Origin of the sequence: Actinokineospora sp. UTMC 2448 (genome assembly GCF_024760565.1) — a bacterium.
In the GTDB taxonomy this organism is placed as follows: Bacteria; Actinomycetota; Actinomycetes; order Mycobacteriales; family Pseudonocardiaceae; genus Actinokineospora; species Actinokineospora fastidiosa.
On sequence record NZ_CP031087.1, the window covers coordinates 2,653,744 to 2,670,388 of the forward strand.

Genomic DNA, 16,645 nt, shown 5'->3' on the forward strand with positions numbered 1-16,645 from the left:
GCGGCGGGATCCCGCCGCCCCCGTCCGCCGACCCGACCGGGTCACCCGCACCCACCCTGCGGCGCGGCGACCGGGACCATGTCGGCCTCGGCGCGCACCGCCGCGTTCGCCATGACCTCCTCGGTGGTCATGCCCATGTAGTGGATGATCACCTCGTGGTTGGTCGACGTCACCGCGTTCTCCGACCCGGTGCGGTAGTAGAGGTCCACGATCGTCGGGTTGGACGACAGGTCCGGCCTGCGGTCGGCGCGCAGGTCGGCGAGGAGGGCGGGGATGTCGTAGGCCAGCGGCACGCCCGAGCGCACGTAGTACTCACCGCCGCGCACGGAGACCACCGGCAGATCGATCCCGGACCCGTCGCTGTCCATGCCCGGGTGGATGGGGTGGATCAGCAGGTCGAAGCGGAAGATCTCGTCCAGCACCGGGGCCACGTCCCTGGGCAGGGTGGGGTGGATGCTTTCCGCCCACCACCGCCGCAGCAGCTGGCGGGCGCGCGGGTCGGTGAAGAACAGCGCGACGCCGCCGCCGAGGTCGCCGGTGCCGCCGATCGCGCTGGCCATGTCCTCGCGCAGCATCTCGGCCACCGGGTCGTCGCTCTCCTCGATGTAGCCGCCGATGTCCTGCAGCACCCGGGACTGGCTGAACCCGGCCAGCTCGCGCAGGCCGACCCAGATGTGGCGGAAGACGCACATCTCGGCGAGCACCCTGGCCCAGTAGAGGAACCGCTGCATGCGCTGGTTCTCCTGGAAGGTCACGGTGTTCGTGGCGAGCATGTACTCGAAGTCGTCGGTGTCGCCGCGCACCGAGATGATCCCGTACTCGGCCTTCTTCTCCGAGTAGTCGGTGTTGGGCAGCATCAGCATCGGGTAGCAGGCGATGCGCGATACCCGTTTCGTCAGCCGGTCATAGCCCTCCATGAAGGACTCGACGGTCTCGCCGGGCGCGCCCCAGATCAGCTCGGCGTAGCAGTCCATGCCCTCCTTGCTCAGCCACTCGGTCAGCTCCTCCCACTCGTTGACCTTCATGTTCCTGCGGTTCATGAAGCTGAGGGTGGCGTCGTCGAGGGTCTGCAGGGCCAGGGTGAACGAGCTGTGCATGCCCGCCTGCTTCATCTTGCGCACGATCTCGTAGAACGTCTTCGACTTGTTCTTCGCCCACGACGTCTCGATGGCCCTGGGGTAGCCGTAGGTCTCGCGCAGCTCGATCACGTCGTCGATGAACGCGATGTCCGCGGGCAGCAGGCCGAAGTTCGCGTCACACAGCACGATCGTGTGCACGCGCAGCTTCGCGAAGAGCTCCAGCTCGGCGCGCAGCCGCTCACGGGAGAACGCGCGCACCTTCTGGCCGGTCGCTCCGCCCCAGTAGCAGAACGCGCACTTGTAGGGGCAGCCGCGGTTGGTCTCCATGATGGCCACGTCGTAGCGGAACTGCCCGGCGTCGTCGGTCAGCTCCAGCGCCCCGGTGAGGAACGGCGACGGGATCTCGTCGAGGTTCTCGATGCGCGGGCGCGGCGCGGTCGTGGCGGGCGCGCCCCGGGCGTCCCGGTAGGTCAGGCCGGGGATGTGCGCGAGGTCGGTGCGCGGCACGCCGTCGAGGTAGGCGCGGAGGATGTCCGGGAACACCGGCTCGCCCTCGCCGTCGACGATGACGTCCACATCGGGGAACATCCGGAACACGCGCTCGCCCTGGTGCGCGACGTGCGTGCCGCCGAACACCACCCACCCGTTCGGGTTGAGCTGCTTGAAGGTCTCGGCCAGCGCGCCGAACGCGCGGTAGTTCCAGCCGAGCACCGAGAACGCCATGATGTCCGGGACGCCGCCGGAGAACTGCCGGTTGGCCATCTCGGACAGGGCGAGCCCGCCCCGGTAGTTGTGGATCTGGATGTCCATCGACCGCCGGATGCGCTCGTCGGCGAGCGCGGCGGCCTTCATGTAGCCCTGGGCGAGCGGCATGGACTCCAGTGGGGTGTTCCAGATGCCCTGCTGCACCAGGTGTACGACTGTCTGCTTGCTGTTCGGCACTTTCGCCCTCCATCGGTCCGGGCACCGGGAACCCCGCCGCGGCAAGGCCTACCGGTCGGCGCTTCCCGAGCGGGGCGCCGCTGTCCCGCTTCGCCCCGACGCTAGGGCGGCGCTTTCGAGACCGTCTCAAGGCGGCGTCGTGTCCGCCCGGGCCGCGACGGCTGCTCGACCGGGCCTCGAGACCCGGTCCCTAGCGTCTGCGGTCGCGCACCCTAGTTGGCGGGAAAGGACCGTGGCCGTGATCAGGGACCTACCCGAATTCCCGTGGCACCGGCTCGCGGCGCCCCGGCGGCTGGCCGAGCGGCACCCGGGCGGGATCGTCGACCTGGCGATGGGGACACCCGTCGACGACACGCCCGACGTGGTGCACGAGGCGCTGGCCTGCGCGGCGAACGCGCCGGGCCACCCGCCGGTCGAGGCGACTCCTCGGCTGCGGGAGGCGGCCGCGGACTGGCTGCGCCGCCGCTTCGGCGTGGCCGCCGACCCCGACGCCGTGCTGCCCACCCTGGGCACCAAGGAGTTCATCGCCTGGCTGCCCGCGATGCTGGGCGCCGGGCCGGGCGACGTGGTCGGCGTCCCGCGCCTGGGGTTCCCCACGTTCCGGGTCGGCGCGCTGCTCGCGGGCGCGACCCCGGTCCCGTTCGCCGATCCGCGCGAACTGGCCGGGGCGCGAATGGTCTGGCTGAACTCGCCGTCCAATCCGGACGGTGTGGTGCTGTCCGCCGCCGTGCTGCGCGCCATCGTGGACTGGGCGCGCGCGCACGGGGTGCTCGTGGTGAACGACGAGTGCTACGCGGACTTCGGGTGGGACGGCGATCCCGTCTCCATCCTGCACCCGAGCGTGTGCGGCGACAGCCACGACGGCCTGCTCGCGGTGCGCTCGCTGTCGAAGCGGTCGAACATGACCGGGTACCGCGCTGGTTTGGTGACGGGCGACCGCCGGGTGGTGGCGGAGTTGACGGCCGTCCGTCGCCAGGCCGGGATGGCGGTGCCCGCGCCCGTCGCCGCGGCGATGGCCGCCGCGCTGGGCGACGAGACGCACGTCGTCGCCCAGCGCGTGCGCTACGCCCGTCGCGCGACCGTGCTGCGGTCCGCACTGACGGAGGCAGGTTTCCGGATCGACGGCTCCACGGCGGGGCTGTTCCTCTGGGCCACGCGCGACGAGCCGTGCATGCGGACCGTCGAGCACCTGGCGGCGCTCGGCATCCTGGTCTCGCCCGGCGACATGTACGGCGCGCCCGGGGCCCGCCACGTCCGGGTCGCGCTGACCGCATCGGACGCCCGCGTCGGCGCGGCGGCCGCGCGCCTGGCCGCCCGCTCGGAAAGCGTGCCCGTCCTGGCCGCCGTCGAGCGGTGATCCCCCCACGACCCCCGAGTGGGAACTTCCCCCGGGAATCAACGGAGAAAGGGACGAACACAATGCGAAAGATCCTCGGCGCCGCCGCCTTCGCGGTGGCGGCGGCCTTCTGCTCGGCAGTGCCTGCCGCGGCGGACGACGGCAGTTTCCACGCCCTCTACTACCTCGACCAGGACCACGGCTGGGAGTCGTTCGCGTACTTCCACGGAGAGGACGACTGCAAGGCGGTCGGCGAGGTCGGCCAGGAGTACGAGTGGTGGAACAACTACTACTGCCAGGAGCACCCGGTGGAGTGATCGCCTGAGCGGCCCGGGCGGGGCGCACCACCCGCCCGGGCCGTCCGGGGGCTAGACGGGCTTGAGCGGGTCGTGCCCGATGGACATCAGGCGGTGGCGCCAGGCGTCCTGGCCCGCGGTCGGCTCGAGGTCGTCGCGGCGCTCGCGGTGGACGCGGTCGACCACCTTGCGCATCACGCGCTCGTCCTCGCCGGTCAGGTCGACCCGGCGCTTGGCCAGCACGTGCAGGACCTCCTGGCCGGTGGGGGTGCCTGCCTGGTCGGGGAGGGGCTCGGTGTCCTGGGTCGCCGACGCGGTGCGCAGCCAGTCGGACAGTTCGCGCGAGGTCATGTTCACCACGCGGTGGAACTCGGTCCACAGGTCGTCCTGGGGTGCGGTCACGATGTCCTCCTCTCGCGGCGGTTCCCCGCCGGGTACCCCGCGCGGGCGCGGCCGATGCACGCGGCGAGGGGCGCGCCCGCTGCGGGCGCGCCCCTGCTGCGTCAGGACTGCTGGAGGCCGGTCATGATGAACCGGACGAAATGGTCCATATCGGCCTGCAGACAGGGCGTCTGATTGTGCTTGCCGGTGCATCCGGGCGCCCATCCGGCACCGTCCCCGTAGTCGATGAACTGGTGGGGGATGCCCGCGGCGGTCAGGTAGTCGCTGGTCACCACCGCGGTCTGGTGGGCGCGGTTCTCCACGGCCGCCTGGATCGGGTCGACCGTGAGGTCGCCGCCGTTGCCGGAGTACAGCGCGATGCCCATTCCGCGCAGGGGAGCGACGTGCTGGGCCGGGCTCTGCGCGTTCCACACCCCGTCCAGCGGCCAGATCGGCGGGCCGAAGATGGCGTCGACGGGCACCGTCGGCGTGCCGTAGGAGGCCAGCTGCGTGGTGCCCACGACGGCGGCGCGCATCTCCTGGCTCAGCAGGTCGAGCCCGCCGGAGAAGCTGCCGACGTGACTGAACAGGTCCGGCCGGTGCTCGGCGTAGTGGAAGGCGCCGAAACCGCCCATCGAGTGGCCCGAGAGCGCGCGGCCCGCCCTGGTCGGGACGGTCGCCAGGTTGGCGTCGATGAACGGGACCAGCTGGTCGAGGTGGAAGGTCTCCCAGTTCTGCCTGCCCAGCGCGCCGGGGCTCACCCAGTTCGTGTACCAGCCGCGGCCGCCGCCGTTGGGCGTGACCGTGATCAGCGGGACGTCCTCGGTGGCGCGCTCCACGACGTCCTTGGCGCGGCTGGAGTTCGGGTAGTCGCCGCCGCCGTGCAGCGTGTAGTGGACCGGGTAGCGCGTCACGCCGTCGTAGCCCTCGGGCAGGGTGACCATGACGACGTGCTCGCCGGAGACCTGGCCGGGCAGCACGGTGTACTCCGGCACTTCGGCGGTGCGCACGGTGAAGGTGAACGTGCGGTGGTTGTCGTCCGCCCACTCGGGCTGGCTGATCACGGTGATGCCGAAGCCGTCGGCCAGGGTCGGCGGGGCGGTGTCGGCCTGCGCGGGGGCCGCCAGGCCCGCCGTCAGCGCGAAGCAGCCCAGGACGCTCGCGACGCGCCTCATGCCGCGCTCCCCTCGCACAGCGCCGCGTCGATGACGTCGAAGCGGGTGGGCGCGGTGGCGTTGCCGACCATGGTGTTGGTGACGAGCGAGGCGAAGCGGCCGTCGTCGGTCACCATGGTGAGGGAGGTGTGGCCGGTGGTGAGGTCGCCCGCGTGGCCCCACGCCTGGCCGCCGCAGGAGAGGGTGAGGCGCATGAGGCCGAGGCCGTAGGTCACGGTCTCCGAGCCCGGGAACGGCACGGTCTCCCGCATCTCGGCCAGGGTCGCGGGGGAGACCAGGTCGCCCTCGGCGAGCGCCGACTGGAACTCGGCGAGGTCGGTCTGGGTGGAGGTGATCGCGCCCGCGGGGCCGACGGCGGTCATCTCCATGTTGCCGGTGGTGTCGTACCAGAAGAAGAACGGGCCCAGACGGCCTCCCGTGTACCCCGGGATGAAGGGGGACGGCAGGGTCCGGACGGTCGGCGCCGGGAAGGCGGTGGCGGTCAGGCCGAGCGGGGTGGTGATCCGCTCGGCGATGGCGGCGGCGAAGGTCTGGCCGGTGACGCGCTCGACCAGCATGGCGGCGACGTAGTAGCCGACGTTGGAGTAGCCCCATCCGGTCCCGGGCGCGAACTGCGGCGGGTTGGCCAGTCCGGCGCGGACCAGCTCGGCGAGGGAGTAGCTTCCGTCGGCGTTGGCGCGCGGGTTGGTCGCGTCGCGGGCGATGCCGCTGGTGTGCTGCAGGAGCTGGCGCACGGTGATGGCGTTGCCGTCGTAGTGTCCGGTGACGACGCCGGGCAGGTACCGCTCGATCGGCGCGTCCAGCTCGACGCGGCCCTCGTCGACCAGCTGGGCCACGACGGTCGCGATGAACGTCTTGGTCTGGCTGGCGGCCCGGAAGTGGTCCGTGGGCGCGATCGGCCTGGTCGCCGAGATCGTCGCCGACCCGCTGCTCACCTGCCACGCGCCGGTGTCGTCACCGGCGTAGACCGCCGCGCCCGGACCGGCGTGCGAGCGGTACTGGTCGAGCACGGCCTGGACGCCTGCGTGGGTGTCCTCGGCCTGCGCCTGCGCGGGCACGACCAGCGCGGCGACGGCGGCGACCGCCGTGATCATGACTCTCTTCACTGTTCCCCCTTGGTGCTCTGGCTGCTGATCTGCGACAGGACCTGCTTGACGAGGTCCATGACGGCGAGGGCGCCGTCGATGAGCTTGAGCAGGTTCTCCCCGCTCGACAGCAACGCCGCCAACTTCCCGGCGATGCGCTGCCCGTAGTCCACGGCGATCTGCACGCACTGCGGGATCGCCGCGACGATGCTCTGCCCGAACGTCACCGGCGCGGCGGCCACCGCCTGGCTCATGATGGGCGCCATCCGCCCGACGGCCTCGGCCACCAGCCCGCTGACGATGCCCACCACCTGCGCGACGACCTCGGCGGCCCCGGAGATGGCGCTCGCGACCGTGCCGCTGCCCTCCCCGAGCGCCCCCACCCCGTCGGCGAACCGCGCCCCCGCCTCCCGGTATCCGGAGGCGGCCTGGCCGGACCAGTCCTCGGTGTCCTTTGTGGTGGATTGGCGGTAGGTGTCCGCGGCGGCTGTTATCTCGGTGCCCGCGCCCTCGAATCCCTGCGCGCCTGAGGAGAGGGAGTCGGGGTTGCCGCGCAGGTGGTGGAGGGGTTCTTCGAGGAAGGAGACGAAGGAGGTCAACCACCCGAGGCCCGCGCTGTCCAGGCCGGAGAGGGGGCTGGCCGACGATCCCAGCGCCTCCAAGGAGCCGTCACCGCTGATCTCCCCGTCGAGCCAGCCCTTGCCGCGCACGGAATTGGCGATGGCGGCCAGTTCGGTGAGGGCGGATTGGAGGGGGTGGTCGGCCGCAGCGGTCGACATGTGGTCGGTGTAGGGCGACGCCGCCATGGCGTGGGTTGGTGGGCTGTGGTCTGTCGTGGTGCTCGGGAGGTGGTGCGGCGCCCCGGAGGGTGAGTAGGGGCTCGGGGCATAGGTGGTTGGCGCGCCTTGGCCGGACGCGGCGTGGTGTGGTGGCGCGGGAGTCGCGTGGGTGGTTGATGGACTGTGGCTGGGCGGGGTGTGGTGCGGTGGCATGGGGATTGAGTGGGGGCTTGGGGAATGGGTGCTGTGGTCGGGTGAGGGATGGTGTGGTGGTGTGACGGCCGTGCTTGGTGCGCTGTGGTTGGGCGGGGTGGGGTGTGGTGGCGTGGGGGTTGAGTAGGCGCTCGGGGAGTGGGTGCCTTGTGCGTTGTGCTCGGGTGAGGCGTCGTGTGGTGGCGTGGGAAGTGCCTGGGTGGTTGAGGAACTGTGGTGCGGTGCGAGGGATGAGTAGGGGCTCGGGGAGTGGGTGCTTGGTGTGCTGTGGTCGTGAGAGTGGTGTGGTGGTGTGGGGGCCGCTTGGGTGGTTGGTGCGCTGTGGTTGGGCAGGGTGTGCTGTGGTGGTGTGGGGGTTATGTGGGTTGGAGGACTGTGAGGTTGCTGGACGCCGGGCGTGGAGGGCCAGGCAGGTGTGCCTGGGGTGGTCGGGGCGGTCACGGGTGGCCCTCTCGGGTGAAGGCGGCGGCGTTCTCGTCCTCTGCGCGGCGGTAGTCGGCCGCTGTGCCTGCCATGCCGGTGGCCAGGTCGTCCGAAGTGGATGCGGCGTGGGCGATCGCGGTCGTCGTCGCGGCCATCGCGCCCTGTAGGCCCGTTGTGAGGAACTGGGCGAAGGCGCCCAGGGGTTGGTTGCCCAGGGTGTCGGGGGCGCGGGTCGCGGCGGTGGAGAGGTGGTCGGAGAGGGTGCGGAGGTGGGTGGCGTGGCGGTCGAGGTGGTCCGGGTCGGTGCGGTAGTGGGTGGTCACCGGGGGGCCTCCGCGTGGGACCTGATCAGGTCCAGTGCCGGGCCGTCGCCGAAGTGGTGGGTCAGGATGGCGGTGGCGTGGGCGCCTGCCGCGTGGCGCGCCTGGCGGGCGGTGGTGACGATCAGCTGGGCGAGGGCCTCGACCTCCAGCCTGCGGGCGGCGGGCGTCAGCGCGAGGTCTTCGAGCGCGCCCGCCGCGTTGACCGTCACCGTCACCTCGCCGCGTGGTGAGGTCGCGCGGGCGCCTGCCGTTCGCAGGCCCTCCGCCGCAGCTTTCGCGCCCGCCGCCGCCTCGGCGAGGCGGTTGTTGTAGTCCGCGAGCCATTGTGCGGGATCCACTGTGTCCCCTTCCTGTGGTTTACCGCTGTCCGCGGGCGAACTGGACGGCTTCGGCGGCCGCCAGCCGGAACTCCGCGGGACGCAGCGGGTTGACGCTCGTCCAGCCGTCTGTCGTCTGATCGATGCGGACCCGCCCGGACGGGCTGTCCAGCCAGGAGAGCTCCGCGCCCGCGCGCTCGCCGGTCCGGGTCGCGCCCACCTGGCCGCGGCCGGTCACGGCCGGGAGCAGGCCGGTGAGCCGGGTGATCGCGTCCGGGTCGCCGCCCCGGTCGCGGATGAGGCCGCGCACCGCCGCCCGGGTGTGGTCGTTGTCGCCGTCGCGGTGGATGAGCCGGACGGCGTCGTTGACCACGCCGGGCGGGAGGGCGATCGGCAGCGTGGACGCGCCCGGGACGTCCGCCACGGCTCCGGTCAGCTCGTCGGTCAGCGCCGTCTGCGGCACCCGGCGGACCGTCACCGGCCCCGGCTCCCCGGTGAACGACTGGCGGCACACCAGCGCCCACGTCCCGCACACCAGCGCGACGACCGCCGTGGCCGTGTCGGTGCCGACGACCACGAGGTCCACCGTGCCCCGATGCCCGCGCAACGCGGTGACCAGGTCGGCGGCGAGTCCGCGCGGGCCGTGGTCGTCGGCAAGGCCGCGGGCGGCCAGCGCGCGTCCGGCAGCGGCGAGCCCGTCCGCCCGTTCCTCGGCCGAGCGGCCGAACGACGGCACGCGCAGCGGGAACGGGACGGGCACGCCCGCGTGGGTGGCGAGCAGGTCCAGTTCGACGAGCGCGAAGCCGGTCATGAGGCGGAGTCCCGCAGCGTCCAGCGGATGTCGGACTCGCCGTCGTCGTACGCGGTCAGCGTCGCCGACAGGGCCTCGTGGAAGCTCTGCAACTCGACCTCCGCGGCCAGCACCTCGCCGGTCAGCCCGGACCGGCCCGCCGCGTCGCGCAGCTGCTCGGCCAGGTGCACGGCGGGCGGCGCGGTGCCCAGCGCGGGCAGGCGCTCGGCCAGCCTGCTCGCCGACGCGACCAGCTCGCCGGTCTCCTCGGCCAGCCCGATCAGCTCGGTGACGCGGGTCCTGAGCCGGTCGGGTTCGAGCCGGAAGCCCTTCATCGCTCACCGCCGATGACCGCTGCGCACGTGGGGAACTCGACGGTGAACAGGCCGTGGTCGAGCACGGGCATGCGGTTCTCATGCGTCTCGTCCTCGGCCCCCGCGCCGCGCTGGCCCGCCGACGGCGCCATGCCGCCGGGAGCGCCCGCGGGTCGGGCGGTCGCCGCTTCGGGCGACATGGGCGCGCCGCCGAACGAGACGGGCATCGCCGTGCCGACCCGGGCGCCCGCGCCGAGCGGGACCCGGCCCGGCTCCTTGACCGGCTGACCGCCGACCAGCCGCTCCCAGGGCACACCACCGCTCCGCGGCTCGTTCACCGGGCCCGTGGGGGGAGCGGTCGTGGACCCGGCCACCCCGTAGGTCCGTCCGCCGACGGAGCCGGGCACCGCCACCGTCGACCCGCGCAGGCTCGCCTCGTAGACGCGCATGGCGTGGACGGCCTGCGCCTTGGCCTGGTTGGCGGCGAGGTCGCCGAAGTACATGCTGGACCCGCCGGTGCCGACGGCGTTGAACGCCGTCCCCATCCCACCCCCGGACGGCGCGACCGCGGGCGCCCCGAACACCAGGAACCACCCCGACCCACCCGACGACGGCGCGGGCGAGAACCCCGAGACCTGCGTAGACGACGGCGCGAACGCCGCCGAATCAGGCGTGAACGCGGAGGGATCAGGCGTGAACGTCGCCGGATCGAAGGCGAACGCCGAAGGGGCGGGCGCGAAGCCCGATGAGGCCTGCGGCGCGAAGGCCGCCGCGTCCGGTGCGAAGACCATCGGGTCGGGCGCGAAGGCCGACGAGGCCTGCAGTGAGAACGCCGACGGGGCAGGTATGGAGCCCACCGGAGCTTGCGGCGCGTAGGCCGGTTGGGTGCTCGGCGGGGGCGGTGCGGGTATCGCGCCTGGGCCGGGTGTGCCTGCCGCCGAGGGGGGTGGCGGCACCATCGCCCTCGCCAGGGCGAGGGCCTCGCCCGCCTGGTGGGCGGTCTGCTGGTTCGCCGCCGCCCTGGCGCTGATGCCGTCGAGGCGGTCGGCGAGTTCGGAGAGGCGGGTGGCGGCCAGGTCGGCGGCCTCGCCCTGCCAGTGGTCGCGCAGCGCGGACTGGTGGTCGCGCAGGCGGACGGCCTGGTCGGCCAGTTCGACGCTGTGCCGCCGCCACTCCTCGGCGATGGCGGCCACCTCGGCGACGTCGGCCTGGTCCCAGACCATCCGGTACAGCTCTTCGTGGGTGTACGCGTCCCAGTTCACGCCGTCCGGCGTGGCCGCGGGCACGGTGAGGCTCACCCCTGGACTCCTTCCCCCGACGCCGGTCGGCGACCGGCGTTCCTGACGCCGCCGATCTTGCGCGGAGCGCGACCCGCCCAGCCAGGCCAGCCACCGGCCATGTCTGGCCGCAGGGGACTACCAGGGGAAACGGGTCACTTCGGCCGTTTGGCCGGATCGACGCCCGCCAGATGGTCCTGCAGCCGCGCGTGCCGGAACTGGTACACCGCGCCCGCCCGCCGCAGGACGCCGCGGCGGTAGGCGTCGTCGAGGAAGGCGCGGACCGACCAGGGCAGCCTGCCGGTCAGCGGCAGGCAGAGCCGGGCGAACACCAGCCACTGCCCCCACGCCGTCATGGTCAGCGCGTAGCCGAGCCCGCCGGTCAGCCCGGCGACCAGGCCGAGGATGACGCCGAACAGCGGCGTCCAGCGGAACTCGATCGACTCCAGCGGGAGCTGCTGCAGCAGCGCCACCGCCGACCAGCTGATCAGCGGCACGATGAGCGCGAACGCGGGCCCGAACACCAGCAGCTGGATCAGCACGGTCCTGCGGTTGGCGTTCAGCAGGTCGATCGGGCTGCCCGCCGACCTGATGTCCAGCGGTGCCTCGCAGCGCGCGATCAGACCGGCCATCAGCGCGGCGGCCAGCCCGAACACCGGGCCGAACACCGCGCCGTCGACCAGCGCGAACACCGCGGCGTGGCCGTCGTCGAGCACCAGGCCGCGCACCACGCCGCGCGAGACGCCGAAGGCGAGTCCGAGCAGCAGGCCTGCCGCGAACCCGATCCGCGCCCGGGAGACGACGATGCCGCGCCGCCTCGGGTCCGCCCCGGCGCGGACGCGCAGCCGCACCCGCGACGGTTCCAGGCCCGCCTGGTTCACCAGCGCATGCGCCAGGCCGAACGCGGCGCCCGCCACCGCGCCGAGCGTGAGCCCCATCGTGACCTGGTAGGCGTCGATGGAGCCGCTGATCAGCGCCTCCAGGACGATGTCCGCGGGCCCGATGATCGCCGCGACGACGACGGCGACCACGAGCACGCGGACCGGGAGGCGCACGGACGTGCCCAGCTGCCACCAGGCGAGGTCGTGGGTGCCGAGCCGGTTCAGGTGCCGGGCGAGGTGGCCCAGCCAGCGCCGCGCCTGGTCGGGCGGGTACGGCGCGGTCTCCGGCTGGTGCCGGTAGACGGTGGGGACGAGGTTGCCGAGCAGGTGCTCCTCGATGGCCTCCGACGTGGGGAACCGCGTGGTGTCGAGCAGGTCGGCGGGGTCGTGGTCGGGGGTGTCGCTGTAGATGGCGCGGGCCAGGCCGACCATGAGCGGGGTGGTCAGGACGGCGGCGAGGTTGACGCTGGCCGGGTCGTCCGGACGCTCGCGCAGCGCGGTGAGCACCGGCTGCCACGCGGGTCCGCCACCACCGGTCTTGCGGGTGGTGCGCGGCAGGTAGGCGGCGAGGTCGGCCGGGGTGAGCCCGGTCAGCTCGACGCCGCCCGCCGCGGTCAGCACGTCGGTCCCGGCGACCGCGGCGGCGTACTCGTCGGGGCGGCTGGTCAGCAGGAGCGGCAGGCGGGTGGCGTTCAGCGCCTCCAGCGCGGGCCGGTGCAGGCCGTCGGCGATCTCGTCGAACCCGTCGAGGACGGGCACCACGCGGTCGGTCTCGACCAGCGCGGCGGCGAGCGTCGACCCGTCGGGGCCGGGGGCGTTCAGCCCCGGGTGGTCCCGGCGCAGCTGCGCGGCGAGCCAGTCCCGCAGCCCGGTCGTGGTCGGATTCCAGGACGCGAGGTTGAACACCACCGGCACGGCCTCCCCGGCGGCGCGCGTCCGCAGGAGGTCGAGGACGAACCGCAGGGTGAGGATCGTCTTGCCGGACCCGGCCTGCCCGAGCACGACCAGCCTGCCCGACGGAATCCGCCGGTAGACCTCCACGATCTGGTCCAACCGCCCACTCAAGTCCAGCGGCTCCTGCCCTCCAGCGGCCCCAGCGCGGCGGATGTCGGCCCAGGAGTCGGTCAACTCCTCAGCCACCGTCCGCCAGCGCACGGGCAGGGGGAACGGGTCGTGGATCTGCCGCTGCTCCTCCTCCCGCTGCCACCGAGCCCGCACGGCATGCGCCAACTCATCGGCGGCGTGCCAGAGCCGGTCGTCTACCGACGACCGCGGCCAGGACGGCACCGGCGCGGCGCCCGGATGCGGGAGATGGGCAGCTGGCCCTGCACCAGCGGGCGGCACGGGGTAGGTGGCTTCGGTGAATGGGGCTGGTCCGGCTTGTGGGGCGGAGGCGGTCGTGTATGCCGGGTCGGCGGGTGCGGTCGGCCCAGGTTGAGCCGGGGAAGCGGTGGCTCGCGCGAAGGCGGTGGGTGAGGTCGGCTCATGGAGAGGAGGCGTGGCCTCGTAGCCCGAGGTAAGGGGTTGTGGTGACCCCCATTGGGCGGCCGGGATGGCAGATGTGGTTGGTCCAGGTGGTGGGGCGGCGGTGGGAGCGGTCGGCCCGGGCTGCGCGGTGAAGGTGGGGGTGGCGGGTGCAGCCGGTCCGGGGTGCGCGGTGGAGGCGGCGGGTTGGGCGGGGCTGGCAGGTGTGGCCAGGCCAGGTCCTGCGGTGGCAGTGGTCGCGGCGGGTGCGGGTGGCCGGGGGTGTGCGACGTCGGCGGCCGGGCCAGCGGCTGTTTGAGCTGGGGGCGCGGGCAGGGGCGGTTCGGGGTGGGGAGCGGCCGGTGCGGGCAGGGACGGCTCAGGGTGGAGAGCGGCGGGTGCGGGAGGTGTGCCGGTGGTGGCTTCGGCGGGGGCCGCTGCTGGGGCTTGCTCGGCCCTGGTGGTGCCGGTGACCGCGTCTGCGGCTGGCTCGGGTCGGGTGGTGGGGAGGGGAGGGGCGGGGGACCTGGCGAAGCCTGCGGCGGCGAAGAGGGTGGCTCTGTCGGGTTCGTTGAGGGCGAAGGCGTCGGCCAGGCGGCGGACGGTGGCCATTCTGGGGTCGGCTCGTTCGCCGGTTTCCAGGCCGCGGATGGTTCGGACGCCGAGGCCTGCGCGGTCGGCCAGGTCTTCCTGGGTCAGCTCCGCGCGGAGGCGCAGGTGTCGCAGCAGCGCGCCGAACTGGCTGGTCACATCCGCCCCCGGTCGTCAAGATCCAGACTCAGGGGAGCCTACCGGCCAGTAGTGGCCGGTTGCCTGCCGGTTCTGGGAAGAGGAAACGGCCGCCCAGGGCGGCCGTGGCCCGCCCATTCCGGTCAGCACAGGGGCGCGACGGGCTCCTCCGAGTCGGTCATCAGGTAGGTGTCGGAGACGTAGTGGTCGGGTCCGATGCGGTCCCAGATGTCGCTGGTGCCGAGCGGCCCGGTGACCGTCTCGCCCACCACATGGCACTCCACGATGACCTTGGCCTTGTTGGCGGCAAGACCCTTCAGCGGCGCGCTGGTGCTCGCCGACTCGCGCACGTTCAGCGGTTCGCCCGCGGTGCTCACCACGCCCGTCGGGCCCGAGCCTGTCCACAGGTACGAGACCGTCACCCAGTCGTTGTCGGACATGCCCAGCCCGTCCCAGAAGGTCCCGTCGGCGAGGTCGATGCCCGCCGGGTTGGCCACCGTGCGGTCGAACTCGTCGCGGCCGTCGTTGTAGCCGTCCAGGTACGCCGCCTGCGCCTCGGGCGTGCCCTGCGGCAGGTCCTGCCACATCTCGCGCTCGGACGAGGGGTTCCAGTAGTCGTCCTTGGTGTTCCACGGGCCGACGTCCCACACCGGCGCGTACTCGCAGCGGCTGTCGTCCGTGCGGCACACGCGGACGGTGTAGTCGCCGGTGTCCCTCGGCGCCAGGCCGCGGCGCGAGGGCAGCGCGACGAAGTGGTCGCGGCTCTTGATCACGTGCCCGTTGGCGGTCGTGCCGCCGACGAGCCCTTCCCGCGTGGCGAACACGCGGTAGGTCAGCGGCCCCGTCGCGGCCCGCGTGCGCGCGACCGAGTCGGCGACGAGGTCGACCCGCGACACCCGCGCGCCCTTCCCGGTGAGCGTGACCCGCACCTGGACGGTGGTCACCGCCTGGGGCAGCACGCCCCCGGCGGGTGTCCACTCCGTCCAGTCGAGGTCGGACACCTTGCCGCGCACGTCGACCTCGGCCGCGCCGTCGGTGCTCGCGCTCACCCGGTTGACGGGCCCGCCCAGCACGCGCTCGGCCAGCAGCAGGTAGCCGTGGCTTCCCCCTTCGACCCGCACGTCCGGGTCCCGCAGCGTGAGCGCGCCGCCGTGGTGCACGACGTTGACGTCATCCCCGTCCACAACGGACAGATCCGCGCGCCAGGCGGTGTCGCCGGGCGTGGCCTGCACCGGAGCCGCGGTCAGCGCGACGGGTACCGTCAAAGCGGCCACGGCCAGCGCCGCTGTCGTCCTTGCCCTGGTCATGCCGGAGCTCCCTTCCACACGACACGGTGTTCCGCGTCCGGGGGGAGCTTGCGGGAGTCGCCTCCATGATCCGTACCAGGATCATGCTCATCGTAGAACTCGCCGAGCGGTTCGGCGACCAGGAGCACGTCTGGGCAGTGGGCACGGACGGCCCGCACCACTGGTGGTGGACCAGTCGATGCTGGCGCGCCAACCCCTCACGGCCGCCACTGGGCGAGCGCGATCAGCAGCACGACCACCGCGGCGAAGGCGGCCACCAAGCCGAGCAGGCCCGCCCTGACCATGCCCGCGCCCACGGACCGCCACGGCTGCGGCGCGGTGGCCTTGAGCAGGACACCCGCGACGAGCGAGACGACCGCGACGGCGACGAACGCGGTCGCGTACTCACCACCACGCCAGCCCCGGTCGGCGAACACGTCCTCGACGAAGGCGAGCACGGTGGCGACCAGCAACGCGAACGGCGCCAGGAAGCCCGCGAACACCGCTCCCGGCCGCTTCCGCTCCTCGATCTCCATGCGTCCCCCCATAGCCCGCGATCCTACGGTCCAGCGCGCGAGCGGTCTCGCGTTTCCCGCGCCGCCGCCGGGGGTAGTTCCGGCGCGTGACCGAGAACCAGCCCAGCGTGGTCGTCTTCGCGCCGTCGCCGCAGCTCACCGTGACCGTCGAGGAGGTCGACGGCGCGCCCGACATGCACATCCACGCCGGTGGGCAGGGCGTCTGGCAGGCCAGGATGGTGGCCGTCCTCGGCCTGCCGGTGACCCTGTGCGGCGCGTTCGGCGGCGAGACCGGATCGGTGCTGCGGCACCTCGTCGACGACGGCGACATCACGGTCTGCGCCCGCGAGGTGAGCGCCCGCAACGGCGCGTACGTGCACGACCGCCGCAAGGGCGAGCGCGACGCCGTGGTGGAGATGGCCGCCGACCCGCTGAGCAGGCACGAGCTGGACGACCTCTACGCCGTCACGCTGCGCGAGGCGCTGGCCGCGGGGACGGCGATCCTGGCGGGCGTGCAGGACCCGGGCGTCGCGCCGCCGTCGCTGTACCGCAGGCTGGTCGCCGATCTCGGCCAGCTCGGCTGCCGGGTCGTGGTCGACCTGGCGGGGGAGTACCTGCTCGCCGCGCGCGAGGGCGGCCCGTCGGTGATCAAGGTCAGCCACCAGGAGCTGCTCGACGCCGGGATGACCGACGACGACTCCGCGCCCGCCCTCGTGCGGGCCGCCGACCACCTGGCCGAGACCGGCGCCGAGCTGGTGCTGGTCTCCCGCGCCGGGGAGCCCGCCATCGCCCGCACCCGCGACGGCGTGTGCGCGATCGAGGTGCCAACCCTGCACAAGGTGGACACCCGGGGCGCGGGCGACTCCATGACCGCCGCCGTGGCCGTCGCGCTGGCCCTCGGCGAGCCGATGGACGACGCGCTGCGCCTGGGCGGGGCCGCGGGCGCGCTGAACATCACCCGGCACGGCCTCGGCACCGGCGAGGGGGCGACGATCAGGGCCATCGCCCGGCAGGTGCGGCTGACCCCGGTCGAGCGGTGA

16 protein-coding genes and 1 pseudogene are annotated in these 16,645 nt (G+C 73.2%); 3 read left to right on the forward strand and 14 right to left on the reverse strand.

Annotated features, from left to right (window positions below; all coding sequences use genetic code 11):
• Positions 1–41: 41 nt before the first annotated feature.
• Positions 42–2,021 (reverse strand): KedN5 family methylcobalamin-dependent radical SAM C-methyltransferase, encoded by a 1,980-nt coding sequence (locus Actkin_RS12515; RefSeq protein ID WP_258907292.1) that lies wholly within the window; start codon positions 2,019–2,021, stop codon positions 42–44.
• Positions 2,022–2,259: 238 nt separating this feature from the next.
• Between Actkin_RS12515 and dapC the strand changes: the two genes are divergently transcribed.
• Complete coding sequence (gene dapC / locus Actkin_RS12520; protein WP_396122962.1) at positions 2,260–3,378, forward strand: succinyldiaminopimelate transaminase; 1,119 nt, start codon at positions 2,260–2,262, stop codon at positions 3,376–3,378.
• 62 nt (positions 3,379–3,440) lie between these two features.
• Positions 3,441–3,674 (forward strand): hypothetical protein, encoded by a 234-nt coding sequence (locus Actkin_RS12525; RefSeq protein WP_189212781.1) that lies wholly within the window; start codon positions 3,441–3,443, stop codon positions 3,672–3,674.
• 51 nt (positions 3,675–3,725) lie between these two features.
• Here the strand turns inward: Actkin_RS12525 and Actkin_RS12530 are convergent, their stop codons facing one another.
• The 13 genes and pseudogenes from Actkin_RS12530 to Actkin_RS12590 all read right to left on the reverse strand — a co-directional run bounded on the left by Actkin_RS12530 (position 3,726) and on the right by Actkin_RS12590 (position 15,638).
• The gene (locus tag Actkin_RS12530) at positions 3,726–4,055 is read right to left on the reverse strand and encodes a DUF3140 domain-containing protein (RefSeq protein WP_258907293.1); all 330 of its coding nucleotides are present in this window, start codon (positions 4,053–4,055) and stop codon (positions 3,726–3,728) included.
• 101 nt (positions 4,056–4,156) lie between these two features.
• Positions 4,157–5,209, reverse strand: a complete 1,053-nt coding sequence (locus Actkin_RS12535; protein WP_258907294.1) for an alpha/beta hydrolase — start codon at positions 5,207–5,209, stop codon at positions 4,157–4,159.
• A complete protein-coding gene (locus Actkin_RS12540; protein ID WP_258907295.1) occupies positions 5,206–6,315 on the reverse strand; it encodes a serine hydrolase domain-containing protein in 1,110 nt (369 codons plus the stop codon). The genes Actkin_RS12535 and Actkin_RS12540 overlap by 4 nt, the downstream gene beginning before the upstream one ends.
• Positions 6,312–7,073, reverse strand: a complete 762-nt coding sequence (locus tag Actkin_RS12545) for a WXG100 family type VII secretion target (RefSeq protein ID WP_258907297.1) — start codon at positions 7,071–7,073, stop codon at positions 6,312–6,314. Before Actkin_RS12545 ends, Actkin_RS12540 begins: the two co-directional genes overlap by 4 nt.
• 650 nt (positions 7,074–7,723) lie before the next feature.
• Positions 7,724–8,032: a type VII secretion target gene (locus Actkin_RS12550; protein ID WP_258907298.1), complete on the reverse strand. Its 309-nt coding sequence runs from the start codon at positions 8,030–8,032 to the stop codon at positions 7,724–7,726.
• Complete coding sequence (locus tag Actkin_RS12555) at positions 8,029–8,370, reverse strand: YbaB/EbfC family nucleoid-associated protein (protein ID WP_258907300.1); 342 nt, start codon at positions 8,368–8,370, stop codon at positions 8,029–8,031. The genes Actkin_RS12550 and Actkin_RS12555 overlap by 4 nt, the downstream gene beginning before the upstream one ends.
• 19 nt (positions 8,371–8,389) lie before the next feature.
• Entirely contained in the window at positions 8,390–9,160 is a 771-nt protein-coding gene (locus Actkin_RS12560; RefSeq protein ID WP_258907302.1) for an ESX secretion-associated protein EspG, read from the reverse strand.
• On the reverse strand, positions 9,157–9,474 hold the full coding sequence (locus Actkin_RS12565) for a hypothetical protein (protein WP_258907304.1): 318 nt from the start codon (positions 9,472–9,474) through the stop codon (positions 9,157–9,159). Before Actkin_RS12565 ends, Actkin_RS12560 begins: the two co-directional genes overlap by 4 nt.
• Positions 9,471–10,751: a PPE domain-containing protein gene (locus tag Actkin_RS12570; protein WP_258907306.1), complete on the reverse strand. Its 1,281-nt coding sequence runs from the start codon at positions 10,749–10,751 to the stop codon at positions 9,471–9,473. The genes Actkin_RS12565 and Actkin_RS12570 overlap by 4 nt, the downstream gene beginning before the upstream one ends.
• A gap of 134 nt (positions 10,752–10,885) precedes the next feature.
• A complete protein-coding gene (locus Actkin_RS12575) occupies positions 10,886–12,898 on the reverse strand; it encodes an NACHT domain-containing protein (RefSeq protein ID WP_258907914.1) in 2,013 nt (670 codons plus the stop codon).
• 786 nt (positions 12,899–13,684) lie between these two features.
• A pseudogene (locus Actkin_RS12580) lies at positions 13,685–13,825 on the reverse strand (helix-turn-helix transcriptional regulator); the annotation flags it as partial.
• Between the two features lie 122 nt (positions 13,826–13,947).
• On the reverse strand, positions 13,948–15,111 hold the full coding sequence (locus tag Actkin_RS12585) for a DUF8814 domain-containing protein (RefSeq protein WP_258907308.1): 1,164 nt from the start codon (positions 15,109–15,111) through the stop codon (positions 13,948–13,950).
• Between the two features lie 197 nt (positions 15,112–15,308).
• On the reverse strand, positions 15,309–15,638 hold the full coding sequence (locus tag Actkin_RS12590; RefSeq protein ID WP_189212790.1) for a hypothetical protein: 330 nt from the start codon (positions 15,636–15,638) through the stop codon (positions 15,309–15,311).
• Between the two features lie 74 nt (positions 15,639–15,712).
• Between Actkin_RS12590 and Actkin_RS12595 the strand changes: the two genes are divergently transcribed.
• Positions 15,713–16,645 (forward strand): 1-phosphofructokinase family hexose kinase, encoded by a 933-nt coding sequence (locus Actkin_RS12595; protein WP_229787288.1) that lies wholly within the window; start codon positions 15,713–15,715, stop codon positions 16,643–16,645.

Excerpts from the sequence above, each read along its gene's own strand:
- Actkin_RS12525 (WP_189212781.1), top strand. The coding sequence starts at position 3,441 with ATGCGAAAGATCCTCGGCGCCGCCGCCTTCGCGGTGGCGGCGGCCTTC.
- Actkin_RS12535 (WP_258907294.1), bottom strand. The coding sequence starts at position 5,209 with ATGAGGCGCGTCGCGAGCGTCCTGGGCTGCTTCGCGCTGACGGCGGGC.
- Actkin_RS12545 (WP_258907297.1), bottom strand. The coding sequence starts at position 7,073 with ATGTCGACCGCTGCGGCCGACCACCCCCTCCAATCCGCCCTCACCGAA.
- Actkin_RS12560 (WP_258907302.1), bottom strand. The coding sequence starts at position 9,160 with ATGACCGGCTTCGCGCTCGTCGAACTGGACCTGCTCGCCACCCACGCG.
- Actkin_RS12565 (WP_258907304.1), bottom strand. The coding sequence starts at position 9,474 with ATGAAGGGCTTCCGGCTCGAACCCGACCGGCTCAGGACCCGCGTCACC.
- Actkin_RS12585 (WP_258907308.1), bottom strand. The coding sequence starts at position 15,111 with ATGACCAGGGCAAGGACGACAGCGGCGCTGGCCGTGGCCGCTTTGACG.
- Actkin_RS12590 (WP_189212790.1), bottom strand. The coding sequence starts at position 15,638 with ATGGGGGGACGCATGGAGATCGAGGAGCGGAAGCGGCCGGGAGCGGTG.